The organism is Gluconacetobacter entanii (assembly GCF_013155425.1).
Classification (GTDB): domain Bacteria; phylum Pseudomonadota; class Alphaproteobacteria; order Acetobacterales; family Acetobacteraceae; genus Novacetimonas; species Novacetimonas entanii.
Map to the genome: position 1 here is coordinate 1 of NZ_JABJWD010000019.1, position 16990 is coordinate 16990.

Here is a 16990-nt window from a genome sequence, read left to right on the forward strand (position 1 = left end):
TCAAATGACGTCAATAACGACGTCGTTAACGACGGTAAGTTACCAGTCACAATCCTCAATCATAAGGCGGCCTCAAACGGCCGGTTACGACTGACCTGCCGACAGGCAAAAGGCGGCGGACCCTGTCCGCCGCCCCTTCCCCATCACGCCGGCGTCTGATGATGGACGCATTCATCCGACCTTCTCCATCAGCTTGCGTGCCCTGCCCTCAAGATCCAGCCGCGTGTCCTGGTTGGTCTTCGTCCGCGCCAGTGCCGTAATTCCCTGCACGAAGTCGAACACGCTTTCGGGCTTGCGTCCCTCCTCGTGCAGCACCGTCTCGATGATCTTCGTGGTTTCCGGTTTCGAGAACCCACGACGACGCAGGAAACTTTCGCGATCTTCGTCGGTCTTTGCCACCAGCGCCTGACGTGATGCCTGAATGCCGGAGACGAACGAGGCCGGGCTGGTTATGGCGAAGTTCCGCAGGGCTGGAGTGGCCTGATGCACGAAGCGCGAAGCGGCGAACTTGCTATGCCGGATCGTGATCTGTTCGAAGTTTTCGACGCCCCACAAAAGGCGGTTTTGACACACCCCACGCAGATAGAATGACGCAATGCCGAGGCTCTTGCTGCCAACTTCCGAATTCCAGGCATAGAAGCCCCGGAAATAGAGGTCAGGATCGCCATTGGGCAGACGCCCGGCTTCGATCGGGTGCGTGTCGTCCACGAGGAACAGGAAGACATCGCGATCCGATGCGTAGAGCGTCGTAGTCTCCTTGGTGATATCGACATAGGGATTATGGGTCATGGTGGCCCACCGTCATCAGCCGCAGGCGCTGTTTGACCACGGCCGGCGCCACGAAGAACGCGGCGGCGATTTCCTCTTCAGACATGCCTTTTTCCAGCATGTCACGGAAGGCACGAAACTGGTCCAGCGGATGCAGGGCCACCCGCTGCACATTCTCGGCCAGGGAATCATCCTCGGCGAGAATGGCCGACCCGGCCTCGCGCACGACGCACGGCACGGGTGCCGTCTTGGCCAGTTTCTTCTGCTTTACCAGCAGTTCGAGGGCGCGAAAACGACGCCCACCGGCAGGCACTTCGTAGGTACCGATCTCGGCCCCTTCGCCATCAAGAACGGGGCGGACATTCAGGCTCTGCAGCAGCCCGCGGCGTTCGATATCGCGGGCCAGTTCCTCGATCGACAGGCCGGACTTCACACGCCGCACGTTGGACTGGGACAGCACCAGCCGGTTGAAGGGGATGTCACGGGACGAACTCAGGCTGATTTTGGGAATAGCGGTCGCCATGGCGAAAACTCCATGACGGGCGGACAGGAGACTCTCTCCCATCCTCTCAACCCGTCACGAAAATCCGCGCAGCCCTCTGACTCTGAAGGCCCCAGACCCGCCCAAAATCTGCGGCCTTTTCCCGGCAGGAAACTACAGCAATGGGGGGGTGAACGGATGGTCCGATATCGGTCGAGTTGAAGACGTAACCAGACATTCAGATAGGCCAGTCACTTATTGCGAGAAATGTCGAAAAGGTGACGATTTCATAGTCACATATCTGAGCAATCTTCTGGGAGCGCGTGCGCAGTGTTAATTCTTCCTTCATTGATCGAGACATAGATATCCCGCACGATACATTCCGCCGCCGACAACGCTGTCAAAGCGGTAGCGCGGTCGCAGCTCTCATTTTGGCGATAAGCACAACCGGGATGAATAAGGTTCCGAAACTGCTTGGTCTGATCGACAAGGTGACCAGTTCCTTCGGCAATCAAACGAAGTTCAACTGCAATTTTTTTGTAATCTTCGATTGACCAACGGTCAGGAGCTCTGGTGGGACGGTTAGTTAAAGCAGTTAGATTAGGCGCACGTAAAATTGCCCAAAGTAACAAAGCTTCGCATACCGAACCTGCGAGTACTGTCGAGGCTTTCCATTCAGCATTATGAAGAGCTGATGCAGCGCTCGACAGATCCAACCGAATACTAGCCGCAAGTCTTTCGTCGTCGATGAATGTCAGTTCTGTAGTCGATGGAACAGGTGTTGCATCGGGACATTTCTTAAGAATATCTAAAATAACAATGGCGCAGTTCTTGTTGTTTATTTCTGGATACCGTAGCCCTTGCAATATTCCCCTTTTTAATCTCTCAACGTAATTTTTAATCGCTGCATCAGCCAATACAAGTAGACAATATTCGCTTTGATCAACACGAATGAGTTCTGGAGGAATTTGCGATAGCAATGAAGAAATTGTACTTAGTTCAGCCGCCTCCTTCTGCCCCTTATGATACACGTCCTTGCTAACATCGATTCTTTTAGCAGACGATTGATTAATAAATGTTACAATCTGGGATGGAACAACACGAGGCATCTCATAACCTTTTTAACATTAATTTGGTTACATTAGACTGATTCTGTCCAGATTGCGACATACTTGACATCCGAAATCTAATGCCGGTTTGGAACCAACGCAGTCGACTATCAATTTATGCATCTGCGCGTTCTTGCCGTTTATCGTTGTGCGTTTTGTTTCTCTGCAGATAATGCTCTGAAGGCCGAGACCGTAAGTCAGGCATGCGCGATCGTGCAGCGAACATTGGCGTCTATCTATATACTTGTGACACCTAATCTAGGGCCGCTTTCGGGAACGGTAAAAGTCGCGCGTTAACTCCGGAATGAAGGCGACTACAGCCTGTCTGCGGCCATTCACTGAGCAACCAGGCTGTTTATAGAGGTGAGCAGAAAGTCGGCGACAGAACGATCGGATTACAAAAGCACATATTGGGATGATCGAGGTTTCCATCCAGATGAGCCTGAACCAACCATGCGTTGACAGATGCATTCTCCCATCAAGAAATCTGAAGCCGCAGTGTCCGATGACTGGATCGTCATCGAAAAATGTATCATATACTGACGTGAGAAATTATGCAGAGGGCAAAATGCTTACATGGAAGAATGAATACTTGGATAAATATAAGATACTTATTGAACGTTATGCCGAAAATAAAAAGGAAAATTACTGGGGGATAGATTTTAAATCAGGGGAAGCAGGTTTTTCTATCGGAGAAGAAGACAAGGTCGATCCTCCCAAAGAATTGGAAATTTTATATGACAACTCAGAGGCGATAATATCAATACATCATACTCATCCCGATGAACGAGCTCTAAGTCACCCGGACTTGATGCTATTAATGCGGCCAGGAGTTGATGAAATATGGGCTTATACTCCAGATTTCGGGATATATGGAGCAAAACTGCAAGACAAAGACAACCGTAATAAATATGAGGAGGCTCTCGGATTTATTTTCTCTCAAAATGAATATTTATTTTCTAGATATATTGAAAAGGTTTGTGGAAGAACAATAGAGGTAAATAAAGATGATTACGATATTTTACTTCCCATAGCACGACTTATGGCCCTTGAAAATAGTGGGCTAATTTTCTCAAACATAAGAATTTCTGATAAAATACGCAGAATAAATAACTTCTTAGTTGTTATGGATTTGCTTCATCGCTGGCTTTCGGAAGAGATTCAGAAATTATAATCTATTTATGCAGTAATTATATTATCAACGTCAAATTTTCAACGGATTATTACCTTTACTGAATGACCGAGACGAGATGGAACAGACTATGCTCTTTGGTCTGGGCCTATCTTGCTGGCTTCCGAAGTCGTCTAGGAGGCAATTGATCCCAAGCAAGGGCAGAAGGTGCTGAATGAAGGACATATGGGATAGTTTGAAGGGATCCCCTATTTGGATGTTTGTGGCAGCCGCGATAGTAGCGTTACTACTCTGGCAGAACAAAACATTGAATACAGCGGTGCCGGCTGATTATCGGGCCTACATCCCGCTGGTAGCCGTTGCAATAATGGTATTCATGCTCGCCCGGATTGCTGGTACCATCGCTTCGTCCGCCAGTTCGCGTCGGGAGCGGCGGCGCGAACTGGCCCGTATGCGCCTGACTAAGCTGTATCGTCCCATGCTTACTCTGTTCAACGAACAGCATATGACAACATGCTCATCCCCTTTGGCGCCTTATGTCAAAGATCGAGTCAGGAATGCTTGGAAGGCGCTCCGGCGCCGTCGAGGTGGTCTTCAGAAGATGTTAACTGCTTGGCAGGCGCTCGGAGACCGACAAATCTCTACCTCGGCGGAGATGGAATATGGAAGCACCTTTCCTCTTAGTCAGATCAAGACGCTGGTACGCGCGTCTCCCGACTGTGCCGATGGCAAACTACTGAACCTCGTCAGGCAGGCTGATCGTTCGCAATATGAAGATCACCCTCAATATTGCGAAGTAACCGATGCCGAATATGCCCTGGCCGAGCACATCTTTGCGGAGCACGAGCGGTTATCAGCACTGTCCGAACGCTGGTGAAGTAGCAACCTGCAGCGTGTCGTCAGACACAAAGATAAGCCTTTAACATGACGACGATTTTGCAAGGACTTTTGTAACATTTTACCACCCCTCTTCACGGGTGTCTCATGCCGCCGTAAAAGCTTCCGTTTTTGCAGCAACCCGCCAAAATGCCTGCGTCCTCGCCGATTATTTCCCATAATGGTCAGCCCGCTTTCAGCTCAAAGTGACAGCAGGAGCTTGCACGGATTATGTCTGCTTTTCAGAAGTCCAACAGCTTTTCTTATGTCCGGCATGAGGGCGATTGCGGCCGGTCCGTAAACGGCGTTAAAATGATATGGCCAGATGATTTTATATTATACTGCTGACCAACTTCAATATAGCCTAGTGGCGGGAAGAAAAAATGTACGTCTCATTATACGGGGAGCGATCAGACATCAAGCCAGAGGGGGAATATTTTACCATAACTCCGGAAGGGATTTGGCAGCATCAAGAAATTAGCTCACTTTCTCGTGGCATCATGGATGCATTTGAGAGGTTGAACATGAAATCTCTTCAATTGCTGTTTGAATCTGCCGATCAGTTTTGGAATACGTTAGAGGGTTCTGATTTTAATATTATGCATGCTGGGTTAGACCCGGAGGCGTTGTGTAGTCGAGATGAATTTAACAACGCCGTGTTGGGGATAATAGATAACGAAACGAAGCGTCTTTTATATTATTATTCAATTAGGCACTACAACCACGTAGCGCAAAATATAGTTAATCATATTATTGTTAGTCTTGGGGACGCATATGCAGCTCTTGCCGCGCCAAATCTCTATGAAAACGTCCCGCTTGACTTACAGTTGACTGGAGCAGGAGAGACATATCGGAACACCGTTTCGCCTTTAGGTTTCAGGATTTGGACCAATTTTAATTTCTGCATCGAAAAAATTGTGAGCTTCCTTGATTTTAGTACGAAGTATGTCACTGACTTATCAAATATAAAGCCTGGAATGACCTCTTGGAAATCGAAGGCAAGCGATGTTTCATTCGGAAAATGGAAACATGCTCCGTTGGCGAAGGGTACGCCTTTGTGTGAGTTAAGTGACGAACTTCGTTTGATTATGTCTTTGCGCGACGAAACCGTCCACAATGGTACAATTGACCATTTCTCCAGGGTTTATGAGCATGCTTCTGCAGAAAAAGTGGTAAGACGCTTTGTCCTGATGCCTGACTATCAGAGAGGTCGGCTACTTACTGCTGGAGGTCGCAAGCGTTTCTATTCTCAGGACAATCATCTCAACGCTATACTCCCTGATATACTGAGCAAGATTTTCACTGATATATTAACGTCCCTAGACCAGATAGATGACAAGATTACACCAAAGTGGGATGATCTAAAGGCTTATGAAGAGAAATGTCCTGAAATTTTTGCAGCCTTGAAGATAGCTGAAGAAGAAAATGTTTTTATGAAGTTTATTCCAAATGACAAAAAATAATTCTTACCATTATTTGGGTGGCTTTAACTCCTTAGATGATGAGCAATAGACCGTCTTATGCGGGTAGCATGAGGATCCTGCGCTTACTACAGTCGACTATTTTGGGATGGAATAAATTGATTCAGTTTGACTCAATTTTACGGTTGAAATTGTATCAAATTGCGTCCGCCATGCAGAAACATTTTAAGAAGAATGATTGTCCGGGATGAGGGCGACTGCTACCTGTCTGCTCCTGCATCACTGAGCAGACAGGCAGATCAACGGGGGAAACCCGCCTGTCCGCTCCCAGACACAAGCACTCGGAAGCGGACGTGCTGGCCATCAGTCTATTTCTGTGTTTACTCTAGCAAGTAGCTTTCAGCATCGTCACTTTTGACACCCGGTAGGATTTCCACAGTAACATGGCTTGGGATCACGACGAAAATCAATGTCCGTTGGCGGCGATCGATCGTCGCTTGGAAGATGTCCATCGCTTTTGGCATCAGGCCGAACGGGCGTATTTCGAACCTGACGAGTTCCGGGTTGCCATCCAGGCCGCCATTCAAACGGCGCGGCAGGTGTCATTCGTTCTACAAAAGAACAAGGCGCTCATTCCGGATTTCGAAGAATGGTACAAGGGGTGGCAGGCGAAGCTGGCAGCTATTCCGCTCATGCGCTGGATGGTCGAAGCTCGCAATCAGATAGAAAAGCAGGGCGATCTCGAGGCGCACAGTTTTGTGAGTGCCGAGATTGTCGCCTCTCATCTGGACGAAGGCCCCAAGATTCAGGTGCCCGCCACACTTTCGGACGCGCCGCTGGCCTTGGTCAGAAGCATTCCCGATTCTCTGGTCGGCCAGCACATTAAGAAGGACGGCGTGTTGCGTATACGCCGTCGCTGGATAGAGAATTCACTGCCGGACACGGAACTGCTGGATGCGGTGGCGACTGCCTATGGGCATTTATCTGGACTGGTTCGATCGGCGCACGAGCAGATGGGACTGGTCGCACCTGTCTCCACAAACGTGAACACTGGACAGCAATTCGCGGCGGGAGATCAAGAAGGCCGCCTTCCGTGCATGATAGGGCATGAAGACGCCCGCACTCTCGATGTATGGCTTGCGACAGGCAATCCACTAGAATTTGAGGTGCTTCAGAAGAAGCTCGGTCGAGAAGAAATAATGGCGAAGGGGCCAAAGCTCGAAAAGCGATATGGTATCAACCCTTCCACGATGTACTCCGACAGCGGCAAGATACACGACCATGCCCGATCGCTTTTCGCAGCGGCGCGCAGAATGTTCGAGAAGGACGGCTACCACATCACGATTGTCATCCTCCTTCGGAATGGAAAGCCAATCGACTTTCGCGAACTGCGGCCGATAGAGCATGGTCACAAATTTATGATGATGCGGACCTTAGCACAACAGGCTCAAAAGGTCGGTGCAGACGCCGTCGTCATGATCGGCGAAACATGGAGCGCACCGGTGAACCCCGCCAATCCATATATGCGCGCCGTAGACTCTCCGGACAGAAAAGAGTTCTTGACGGCCATCGCCGTCTCAAAGGACGGCGATCCAATCCATCTGAGTGCCGAGATTTTGCGGGATGGCAAAAAGTTCACCCTCACAGATACGATTGAGCATACGAACGGCGCCCACTTCGCCTTCGCTCCGCTCTACGAGGTTTGGAAAAGGCCGGTTCCCGACCATTGGGGTGAGTTGCCGAAGGGCACCGATGGTGTCTGGGAAGCGGGTTAGTTGTCCGGTGCCTTGGGAATGAAGCCAACCCGATCGCCGGGGGCGGCCTCATTTCCAGCAAACCACTCATAGTGTACGGCGGCGGCCACACTGGCGGGCGGCTCCTTGTTCTCTACGATGATGACCTGCACGTCCTTGGTAATTTTGGTGAGCGCCTCCCAGAATGCTGTTTCGACGCCAGAGCTTACGGTACTATCAGAACCCTTTACATCCCTGGCACCCCGCCGCTTATAGCTGGTCAATGGCGAGTCGATGACCACGACCCCCGGATGAGGAAGATTCTTCTTCTGACAGTAGCGAACCAATGCGATCACGAAAGCCGAATACAAGACGGCCCGGAAGCCCTTTCCGTGCGACTGTCGAGCTTGCCCATCGACCTTGATGTCAAAATTCTTCTCATCAAACTCAACGCGACCTTCGCCTTCCCATTTCCATTCCTTGAGAACCGCTTCGATTTCCTTACAGAATGCAAGCAAGGGGGCGCCGGGCAGACTTTCCCACTGCTGCTTGGCTTTGCCCTTACCAGTGTTGCTCTGCTCGATTTCTGCTTTGACCGCGCGCAGAGTTTCGACCTGATCGCTCGTGTTACGGACAGATTCCAACTCCAGTCGCCGCGCATTGAGTCGGCGAAGCTGCGCGGTGCTGTTGGCGGCAGCAGGTTGCAATATGCTGGCAAGCCTGCGTTCGGCCCCCTGATACGCGGCTAGTGCAGTCGCCCTTTCCGCATCGCGCGCTTCGCGCCGCCGCTCCAGGCTACCGATGGCGTCTTCAAGATCCGCACGCTGAGCAAGGATTTTTGCGGCTTCTGCTCTCGCAGCTGCATAGACATCTGCACTGGCCTGAGCGGCCTTATAAACATGCTCTTCGTCCATATTTTGGTCGCAGAGCGGACAAGTGACGGTTTGCAAGCCATCGAAATAATGCGCGCCCTCTGCGACGAAGTCTAAACGATTCAGGTCCGACGTGTAATGCTCACTGAGGAGCTGATATCGCATCAATAACTGATCAATCGCCAAGACTTGCGTATCAACCTTGGTTCTCACTTCTCTCGCGGCATCACGCTCATTCAGCAAGTTAGTGCGTTCCGTTTCGATCGCGGCGAGTTCATCAGAAACTTTGGCGATCGTCTCGTCGATTTTCTCGATAGAATCCTCTGTCTGATCCGTTGGGGTGGCTTGAAGCTGCTGCTCCAATGGCGCTAACAGATCATCGATCAGCGCGATTTGGGCATTCAAACGAGCCGTGACAATCGCCTTCTTTTCACTGGCGACAACGCTGGAGTCGTCTTTGCCAGACAGCATATAGGCGAACATGCGCTTTCGCGCCGTCTCATCAAACCCCGCCCGTCCAAGAACGGGTGACTGCTCTTCGATCACGGAGACTTCGTCGACGATTATCGTCGGCAAGAATGTGCGGATCGTAAGCCGCTGCGTTTTCCCATCGTTATCCTTGCGGAGCATCGCTTCCTTGATGTCCGCGAAAGGAAACAGGACGGATGTTACGTCATCAGCTTTGCTGGTGCCGTGCCGTCGGTATGCGATCGCCTCGCCATCTCCATCGATGGCGTCGATTTGGCAACGATGCGCTTTGAGGTCGCCGCCGGAAAGGCTGCGCACTAATGTGAGATAGTCTCCCGCCGTATTCTGGAACTCGACTTTCAGTTCGTCGTAGGGTGCGGCTTGCGGGATGCGCTTTTTAAGCTCCTCGGCCCCGAAAATATAGTCGAGGCAATGAAGCAGGTAACTTTTGCCGGTGTCGGATTCACCGGCGATGACATTCGGGCCTGGACCGAATTTGACCAACGCTTGTTCAACATTCGGACCCGTGAGGCGTATTTCTCTGATCTGGAGCATTACAGTTCCAGTTCCCTGATCGCGGTAAGACGATCAAATTCAGCGCCCCACCGGCCGACATTTTCGGTCATGTAAGTTTCGAGCATATCGTCCGTGTAGGCCGCAAAGCGTGAAACCACCCAGGTTGCCCGCGCGCGCAACGAAGATGCGTAAGCGGACACGAGCAATTTCAGGAACGCACCTGTGAGTGTCGTAGCGCGATAGCAAATTCCGGTAGGCTCGAAACTCTTCTCGAGAAGCTCTTTCGCGAACATGGTGTCGAGACCCACACGGACGAGTTCGCGCTTTACCAGAAGCTCTCCTCCCCTGAACGGCACGGCGGGGTGAAGGCTCACCGGGCCTCCCTCCACGTCGCCGGAATGGACCAGCAGATAGTCGTAAGACACGAGACGCTGGAGATCGAAAGCCTCGCCTTTGGCTTCCTCAAGTGCGAATAGGAGCCGCATTCCCGACTCCATCGGGGTATTGAATGGTCGCCCCTGATGATGCGACAAGCTCATATGTCGCACCACCGGACCTGACCTTCGTTCGCCATCTGATGGCACATACCCTCTCTGTCGTTCGGAAGAACATGAGGCTCGAGCGCGTGCTTGCTGAGCTGAATCTTCTGCGACGCCTTAACGGTTTCAATCAGCCGCGGGTAGCCGTCAGGCTCGCTAGTATGCCAGTGGTACAGGCCGTCGTGGAACTCCTTCAAAAGCGTATCAAAGAATGTGATGTCAGCCATCTGATCCCGCGCCAGTTCCTTGAGCCCCTCGGCGTGATAAAAGGTCAGGCGCGAGCGATCAAACAATCGGTGATGCTTATCTGAATGTAGGAAGTCGGTTAGATTCGATACGGTTTGGCCAAGATCGGCTGAGATCACTGCCATAAGCTGGGTGACATATTTGTTCTCGCCAGGTGCCACCTCGGACGGCGGTTCGGGCGGCTTCGGGCGATCGATCAACGGCGCGCCGAAAACAGTCAGATGATATTTGGTCTGAGCATGTTCGTTCAGAAGGGTCAGCGGCTGCTTCGCACGGAAAGCCGTGAAAGGGACGCTCTCGATGTGGGCTTTGAGTGCGGCCGTCAGATCAACGGGATCTTTCCGGATTTTGCTCCGGCAATGCTCGTCCCAATTGCCGATGATGAACTTCCGCAGGTCCTCGGGTTTATCCAGAAGGTCCTGAAACGGCGAAGTCACGCCCTTGTGAGTTACGAAGTGATACTCTTTCGGAAAGGAGTAGTCGCCCCGGTGGCTATAAAACAGCACCTTGCCGATCTCTGCCGCTGCTGTGCCCGCACCCAAGGCTGCCCCATAGTGTTTGCACTGATAAAGCGTCCATTTGCGAACCGGGACGGTGTTTGGATCATGCCAAGCGATGACGTCGCGGCCCTTATCGCCTGCGCCCCCTCGCTGCTGAACCTCGACGATTTCGGGTCTTTTCACTGCCAGATAGTCGGTTGCCCATTCCAGGGTGAAGCGCTCGAACTCCGCAGCGCTGAAATTCCCAAGACGATCGAGTGCCGATATTGGCAGCCCGACACCGAGGCCGAGCAAGCGTGCGTTCGCACCCGGCCACGGCGTGGGCGGCTTCAACTCCGATATTTGGCTCACAGTTTGGTCGCTTTTTCTTTTCGTCACATATTCCCTGGACAAACCCTGCCATTGTCAGTCGCCTTTGGCCATAGGCTTGTACTGGGAGCGGCTGCTTTAGCCAGAAGGAGACTCGAAATCTTTTAGTCTGAATCCGGGTCATCCCGACCGCGGCATGTCGCCTGAACGAATGGCCGGTTTCGGGACTTACCTAAATGGCGGCGAACGACCGACATTGAGACACGCCCATTATCTATCATGCGACGCAGCCCGCCAGCCATTCCCTGAGCTTTGACCACCGCCGCCTCCCGCCCTGGTTCCGCACGGCGATGGCAAGCGCCTTCTTCTGCCCCACGAGCACAACGAGCTTCCGCCCCCGTGTGACGCCCGTGTAGAGCAGGTTCCGCGCCAGCATGGCGTAATGCTGCGTCACCAGCGGGATGACCACCGCCGGATATTCCGATCCCTGGCTCTTGTGAATGGTCGTCGCGTAGGCCAGCACCAACTCGTCCAGTTCTCCAAAACCGTAAACGATCTCCCGTCCATCGAATGAAACGGTCAGTTCGCCTTCTTCGATATCGATCCTGTCGATAACGCCAAGATCCCCGTTGAAGACATCTCGGTCATAATCGTTGGTAATCTGCATCACCTTGTCGCCTGGACCGTAGGTCCAGCCGAACCGCCCGACCTTCACCTCGCCTGGCCGACCTCTCACGGGCGGAAGTCGTCGAATTTCATGGCAGTTTCCGGCATATCCCCTATCAGGCCAACCGGACGCTGGGCGTTCTGTCAAAGATGTTCAGCCTTGCCGATCTATGGGGTATCCGCCAGGACGGTGTGAATCCATGCCGGGGCGTCAAACGCTACCGGGAGGAAAGACGGGAGCGTTTCCTCACCAGAGAAGAGTATGCCCGCCTGGGAAAGAGCCTCGACGAGGTCACCGAAGATATGCCCGAAGCGGCACGGGCCATCCGTCTGCTTGCCCTCACGGGTTGCCGGTTACGGGAAATCCAGACACTTCAGTGGGCGCATGTCTGGCTGAATGAAGCGGAACTGCGCCTCCCCGACAGCAAAACCGGAGCGAAAACAGTCCAGTTGGGCACGGCGGCTGTTGACGTCCTGAAGGCCACCCCTCGCCTGCCCGACAATCCCTATGTCATCACCGGACGCAAGGCTGGCGCATATCTCACTGACCTGCAAAAGCCGTGGCGTCGTATCCGCAAGGCGGCAGGCCTGGATGGCGTCAGGCTCCACGATCTCCGTCATTCCTTCGCATCGGATGCCCTGGAGATGGGAGCGGACCTGACAATGATCGGCCGGATGCTGGGCCATAGCGACATCAAGACCACCTCCCGCTACGCCCATCTAAAGCGGGAAAATGTCAAACGCTCGACGGATCAGGTCGCCCAGCGCATTTCATCCGCGCTCACCGATACAAGGATACAGGCCTGAATACCGAAGATACCCAATCAACAGCCTGCCCACCAGTATCGACCCGCATTTTACGTCTCGGAAACAACCAGCACATAGCTGGTGCTTCTGCCTCCTGCTGCCTCCCTGGCCAGAATATCGCGCGATACGAGATCATTGATATCACGCAGGGCTGTATCTGGTGACGTCTTTGCAAGCTTCGCCCATTTGGATGAGGTCAGCTTGCCCTCAAACCCATCGAGCAGACGGTTGAGCATAAGACGTTGCCGGTCATTGATCGATTGTCCGGCCAGATTGTCCCAGAAACGGGCTTTCTGGATGACTTTTCCCAAGACCAGTTCAGCACGATCAAAGGCCCGATCCAGCGCCCCCAGAAACCAGTGCAGCCAGGCCGTGATGTCCATATCCCCCTTCTGGGTAGCCTCAAGGATTGCGTAATAATCCTTCCGTTCCTGCCGGATCTGGGCCGACAGGCTGTAGAAACGCTGCTCTGTTTGTTCCGAACGCGCCAGCATGAGGTCACCGATGGCCCGTGCCATGCGCCCGTTTCCGTCCTCAAACGGATGAATGGTGACAAACCATAGGTGTGCGATGGCTGCCTTCAGCACAGGATCCAGCGCTTGCCCGGCATTGCACCAGTTGAGGAAGACCTGCATCTCTGCGGGTACCCTGCCGGCTGCCGGCGCTTCATAATGAACCTTCTCCCGTCCGACAGGGCCTGACACGACCTGCATCGGGCCGGTTTTGTCGTCACGCCACTCTCCGACCAGAATGCGTGACATGCCGTTTCGGCCAGTGGGAAACAAAGCCGCATGCCAGGCGAACAGCCTATCTTCGGTCAGCGGATCGGCATAATGCCGGGTCGCATCCAGCATCATCTCCACAACGCCTTCGACATCCCGATCCACCGGTGCCAGCGCGCCAATATCCATCCCCAGTCGCCGGGCAATGGAAGAACGCACCTGCTCACGATCGAGGTTTTCGCCCTCGATCTCGCTCGACTTGATGACATCTTCCGTCAGGGTCTGGAGCACGGCTTCCGACCTGAAATCGAAGCCGAGGCTTTCCATACGGCCCAGCAGGCGTCCTTGCCGATGACGCACCGCGGCTAGTTCATGGGAAATGGTGTCCTTGTCCCACTGGAAGCGGGGCCAGTCATCATACTGATAAATGTATCGTGCCATATTCCCTGCACTCCTTGCGGGGAATATGGCACTTAATCACCGCAAACCGCAAGGCTATATCCGCATGATATGCGGTGAATAAATCCATTATTCCTGCACACACTGGTCGAGCGCTTGGCAAAGAAGTTCCCGATACCTTTTCCACCCCTCCCGAAAAGCTGTGCCGCCTTTTGCACACCAGATCGTCTTTCACCCTTCTTCCCGACGGAAAAATGACGGCAATGGGGGTGAGCGGAAAGTGGGCTGTCGGGCGGATTGACCAGAAAAGCTGACATTGACACGCTCGAAATTCGTCACAAATCGATATCCACCTCAGTCGTTCAATAATGATTATGGACTTCCAGAGAAAGGCTGCTCATGGGTATTGCATTAAACTAGAACGACCCTGTCTAAAAAATAGAACAACCGGCGAAGTAAATGCGGCTCAACTCCCAGCAAATCGATCAGTATCTTTCTGGACGCTGCAACGGCTCGATGAACATAGCCCAATAACGCTCGGCACCGCCTTCGAACGACAGTTTGCCATCGCCATTCTGGTCGCGAGAACTCATACCGAGACATTTCAGAAATAGCGACTGTTCGTCAGCTTCGACCGTCATGTTCTCATTAAATGAATTGTTGTAGTTCTCGACGGAACGAGAATAAGCGATGCCTTTTCCCAAATGCGCTCCAAGAGTAATCTTGCATTGGCAGACGATCTTACCATCCCGATATGCGACCGCCGTAAATTGGTTCGCATCAATCCTGCGAAAGGCACCGGTAATGCCGAGGTTACGCTTTTGTATTTCTTCCAGGGAGCCCTCAAAGAATTTGGCAACGAAATCAAAGCCGGCATGAAGAAAGCGATCCTTGTCCAGGTCCGTGAATCTTTTAGTCACGCGCAGGTTGCTGGATCGGGGCAACGAGAACGCTGTGGCCTGAATTGAAGGCCAAGCGGTCACTATCGGCATTGACGATTCAGTCTCAACCTTATTTCTACGGCTTGGCACCCGCTTCGCAGCCTCACGGACTGCCTTCGCTACTTCGAGAAAGGCAGAATCGATATTGGGCCACGTCGTTATGGGTTTACCATCAGTCGGGGTACCTAATAATTTGCCGAACGGGGCCTCGTGCCAGTCGCAGGGCCGAAGGATGACGGGAATAACGATCGCCTCGCCTGCCTCATGCCGCGCCACCGCGCGTTTCATCTCGATATTGTAGCAGTAGTTCGATGCCAGAAAGTCCGCACTAACGAGAAGCAGGATGATATCGTCAGTTTCAATGTGCTGGTCGATTTGCTGGTCGATTTCCTGACCGGCTCCAATGCGCCGGTCGTGCCAAGCATGAATAATGCCTTGGTTCTTCAGGACGGCCAGATGCTTTTCCAATTGATCGCGCAACGCTTCGTCAGCATGACAATACGAAAAAAAAAGGCTCGCCATCCTGTGACCTCCAGTTACGTCAAATTTCTGGCCCAATATATGGCGCTCAGGCAATCAGATATAGAGTATGGAGACGATTTTTCGCTGGAAAGAGCTTGGGTATGGACCGGAATGCGTTGATGGAGTTGGTTACGCTGGCTGAGGTGAAAGTGAACAGAATCGGTACCGCCGGTACTTTCTGCCAAGCTCCTCGGCAGGCTGTCAGCGGGATTCGAGAGGTTCAGGATCAAGATCCACAAACGCTGCGGGAGGCGGTGATCGAGGTCGCCGTGGAGCACGGAGAATCTCGAGATGGCCTCGTCGGCTTACGGCAAGAGACCAGCTATTACCATTTCCAACCTGCCCATAAAGGCGCGCTCTATTTTAATGTCCAGGGCATCAACATACAATACAGCGATGTATATGCTGTTTGCTTAAGCTACCCAGCCCTGAAGATCGGTGATCGCTATTTTAAGCTGGAAGAAGTGGCGCTGTAGGTATGCGAAAGATAGTGGTTTTCGAGAGCCTCAGAACAACGCATCAAGGACTGACATGAGGGTAGGAGTCGCTTGCCTCCGATACGGGCATGGCAGACCGGCAGAAATGGGGGGGGAAAGCAGCCGTTCGCAGCGTCGACGTTTATGTTCGATACCGGCCAAAAGCGGTCGTCCTCGTGGCCAGTCGCCGACGAAGGGGACGGACATTTTGACGGCGGCTTTTACACAACCGAATCATTTAAAAGCTGTGGCTTAATCCGCAGCGCAAAAATCGACCGGTTGTGATACCTGAGCGCTGGCTATCGCTGATAGCGCGCTCCCGATTTCAGCCTCCCAGTCGACCGCGTTTCCGGACTGATCTGTTACTGCGGGAGGAACAGTAGCGGCCCGTGCGTCATCGAAGGTAATAGCCTACGAACGGGCCTTCGGCGTATCAGGCTGATAGCCGAGGAAGTGATCAGTTCGCTCGGTTACGCAATCGCGCAACCGCTGGTCTTGAGCCATTTGGCCTGCTTCCGAGAATGCCTCGTTAACCGATTGGCGCGTCGTCTGCTCTGTAGTTGCCCCCCTTCCGCCGAGAGTCTTCAGACGAGCCGAAAGATCGGCTTCGATGTTACGTCTTACCACGGTATTGGAATCGAGCAGGCACGCTTCTGACGCCTTCTTGACCGAAAAGTCTATTCTATGCTCCCAAGCGTCTCCTCCACCGAACAAAGGCTTAAGTAGAAAGAAAAGGATAGCCAGCAACACAATGCCGGCTAAAATGAAAAACAGCTTACGCATCTTCCGTGCACTCTCAACTGAATGTTTTGGACCGTATTCCATGGCCGCATCCATGGGCGCCGGGTCAGCCAACCGTGTCAGCACATAGTGCCCCGCAGAAAGCTCGTCAGTCCAGTAATTGCCAGACAGACTTACGCCGTCCTCTCCCGGCCGGAGAACCGCAGCACCTTTGTAAGGGGTGGCCGGATTCGGACCGAATGCTTTTGGTTCAACTTGAAAGAGATAATAGAGTACAGCCGCTCCTGACGGCTCGCGCGCCCAGTGCGCGAGGAGCGTATGTGAGTTCGAACCCGGCGCTGCGACCGTCATGTCGATCCCATCCACGCCCTCGACGACGCGGGCAGTTGCAACCAGCTCTCCAGATTGGCCATCCCGGCACCAATTCACGGTCATCGTCCAGCGACCCGCAATCGATTGGAAGCCACCTTGGCTTTCGGAAACCACGCCACTTAGAGGGCGACACCTCCGATCATCGCTCTTAGTCACAGATCTAGTTCCATCTCAGCACCCGACTGGAAAATCGCAACGCCATAAGTCGTTGTTGCGACGCCTGTAGCAAGCACGCCCGGAACTGCGGAGCCGAACAGGGCAGCAGCATATCGCGCACCCCCACCACGTGAACCTCCAAGAACGGCGCCTTGCAAGATCGGGGCTGCAAGATACTGCGACAGTGCTACAACATGCAGCTCGGGCGAGAGGACGTG

At 53.0% G+C, this 16990-nt stretch carries 13 protein-coding genes and 3 pseudogenes; 6 read left to right on the plus strand and 10 right to left on the minus strand.

The window, feature by feature from the left end; genetic code table 11:
• Positions 1 to 171 precede the first annotated feature (171 nt).
• From HNH97_RS04210 to HNH97_RS04220, 3 genes and pseudogenes are all read right to left on the minus strand, one after another.
• Positions 172 to 798 (minus strand): annotated as a pseudogene (locus HNH97_RS04210) (hypothetical protein); the annotation flags it as partial.
• Positions 797 to 1291, minus strand: a pseudogene (locus HNH97_RS04215) (ParB/RepB/Spo0J family partition protein); the annotation flags it as partial. The pseudogenes HNH97_RS04210 and HNH97_RS04215, both read right to left, overlap by 2 nt.
• 251 nt (positions 1292 to 1542) lie before the next feature.
• Positions 1543 to 2358 (minus strand): hypothetical protein, encoded by an 816-nt coding sequence (locus HNH97_RS04220; protein WP_171789980.1) that lies wholly within the window; start codon positions 2356 to 2358, stop codon positions 1543 to 1545.
• A gap of 415 nt (positions 2359 to 2773) precedes the next feature.
• Between HNH97_RS04220 and HNH97_RS04225 the strand changes: the two genes are divergently transcribed.
• The 4 genes from HNH97_RS04225 to HNH97_RS04240 all read left to right on the plus strand — a co-directional run bounded on the left by HNH97_RS04225 (position 2774) and on the right by HNH97_RS04240 (position 7562).
• On the plus strand, positions 2774 to 3532 hold the full coding sequence (locus tag HNH97_RS04225; protein WP_171789981.1) for a hypothetical protein: 759 nt from the start codon (positions 2774 to 2776) through the stop codon (positions 3530 to 3532).
• Between the two features lie 214 nt (positions 3533 to 3746).
• Positions 3747 to 4367, plus strand: coding sequence for a hypothetical protein (locus HNH97_RS04230; protein ID WP_171789982.1), 621 nt, complete (start codon positions 3747 to 3749; stop codon positions 4365 to 4367).
• Positions 4368 to 4749: 382 nt separating this feature from the next.
• Positions 4750 to 5829, plus strand: a complete 1080-nt coding sequence (locus tag HNH97_RS04235; RefSeq protein ID WP_171789983.1) for a hypothetical protein — start codon at positions 4750 to 4752, stop codon at positions 5827 to 5829.
• A 401-nt stretch (positions 5830 to 6230) separates the two neighbouring features.
• The gene (locus HNH97_RS04240) at positions 6231 to 7562 is read left to right on the plus strand and encodes a hypothetical protein (RefSeq protein WP_171789984.1); all 1332 of its coding nucleotides are present in this window, start codon (positions 6231 to 6233) and stop codon (positions 7560 to 7562) included.
• Here HNH97_RS04240 and HNH97_RS04245 read toward each other — a convergent pair.
• The 4 genes and pseudogenes from HNH97_RS04245 to HNH97_RS04260 all read right to left on the minus strand — a co-directional run.
• Positions 7559 to 9415: a hypothetical protein gene (locus HNH97_RS04245; protein WP_171789985.1), complete on the minus strand. Its 1857-nt coding sequence runs from the start codon at positions 9413 to 9415 to the stop codon at positions 7559 to 7561. The two genes, HNH97_RS04240 and HNH97_RS04245, sit on opposite strands and share 4 nt — an antisense overlap.
• On the minus strand, positions 9415 to 9915 hold the full coding sequence (locus HNH97_RS04250; protein ID WP_320442937.1) for an ABC-three component system middle component 2: 501 nt from the start codon (positions 9913 to 9915) through the stop codon (positions 9415 to 9417). Before HNH97_RS04250 ends, HNH97_RS04245 begins: the two co-directional genes overlap by 1 nt.
• The gene (locus HNH97_RS04255; protein WP_216657523.1) at positions 9912 to 10955 is read right to left on the minus strand and encodes an ABC-three component system protein; all 1044 of its coding nucleotides are present in this window, start codon (positions 10953 to 10955) and stop codon (positions 9912 to 9914) included. Before HNH97_RS04255 ends, HNH97_RS04250 begins: the two co-directional genes overlap by 4 nt.
• 292 nt (positions 10956 to 11247) lie before the next feature.
• Positions 11248 to 11694: pseudogene (locus tag HNH97_RS04260) on the minus strand (ATP-dependent DNA helicase); the annotation flags it as partial.
• Between the two features lie 92 nt (positions 11695 to 11786).
• On the opposite strand from HNH97_RS04260, the gene HNH97_RS04265 reads away from it, so the two are divergent.
• Positions 11787 to 12443, plus strand: coding sequence for a site-specific integrase (locus HNH97_RS04265; protein WP_456305397.1), 657 nt, complete (start codon positions 11787 to 11789; stop codon positions 12441 to 12443).
• A gap of 50 nt (positions 12444 to 12493) precedes the next feature.
• Here the strand turns inward: HNH97_RS04265 and HNH97_RS04270 are convergent, their stop codons facing one another.
• Both HNH97_RS04270 and HNH97_RS04275 read right to left on the minus strand, forming a co-directional pair.
• Complete coding sequence (locus HNH97_RS04270; RefSeq protein ID WP_171789987.1) at positions 12494 to 13606, minus strand: Fic family protein; 1113 nt, start codon at positions 13604 to 13606, stop codon at positions 12494 to 12496.
• A gap of 443 nt (positions 13607 to 14049) precedes the next feature.
• A complete protein-coding gene (locus HNH97_RS04275) occupies positions 14050 to 15027 on the minus strand; it encodes a toll/interleukin-1 receptor domain-containing protein (RefSeq protein ID WP_171789988.1) in 978 nt (325 codons plus the stop codon).
• Between the two features lie 101 nt (positions 15028 to 15128).
• Between HNH97_RS04275 and HNH97_RS04280 the strand changes: the two genes are divergently transcribed.
• On the plus strand, positions 15129 to 15503 hold the full coding sequence (locus tag HNH97_RS04280) for a hypothetical protein (protein WP_216657524.1): 375 nt from the start codon (positions 15129 to 15131) through the stop codon (positions 15501 to 15503).
• 411 nt (positions 15504 to 15914) lie between these two features.
• Here the strand turns inward: HNH97_RS04280 and HNH97_RS04285 are convergent, their stop codons facing one another.
• Complete coding sequence (locus HNH97_RS04285) at positions 15915 to 16679, minus strand: hypothetical protein (protein ID WP_171789990.1); 765 nt, start codon at positions 16677 to 16679, stop codon at positions 15915 to 15917.
• Positions 16680 to 16990: the final 311 nt, after the last annotated feature.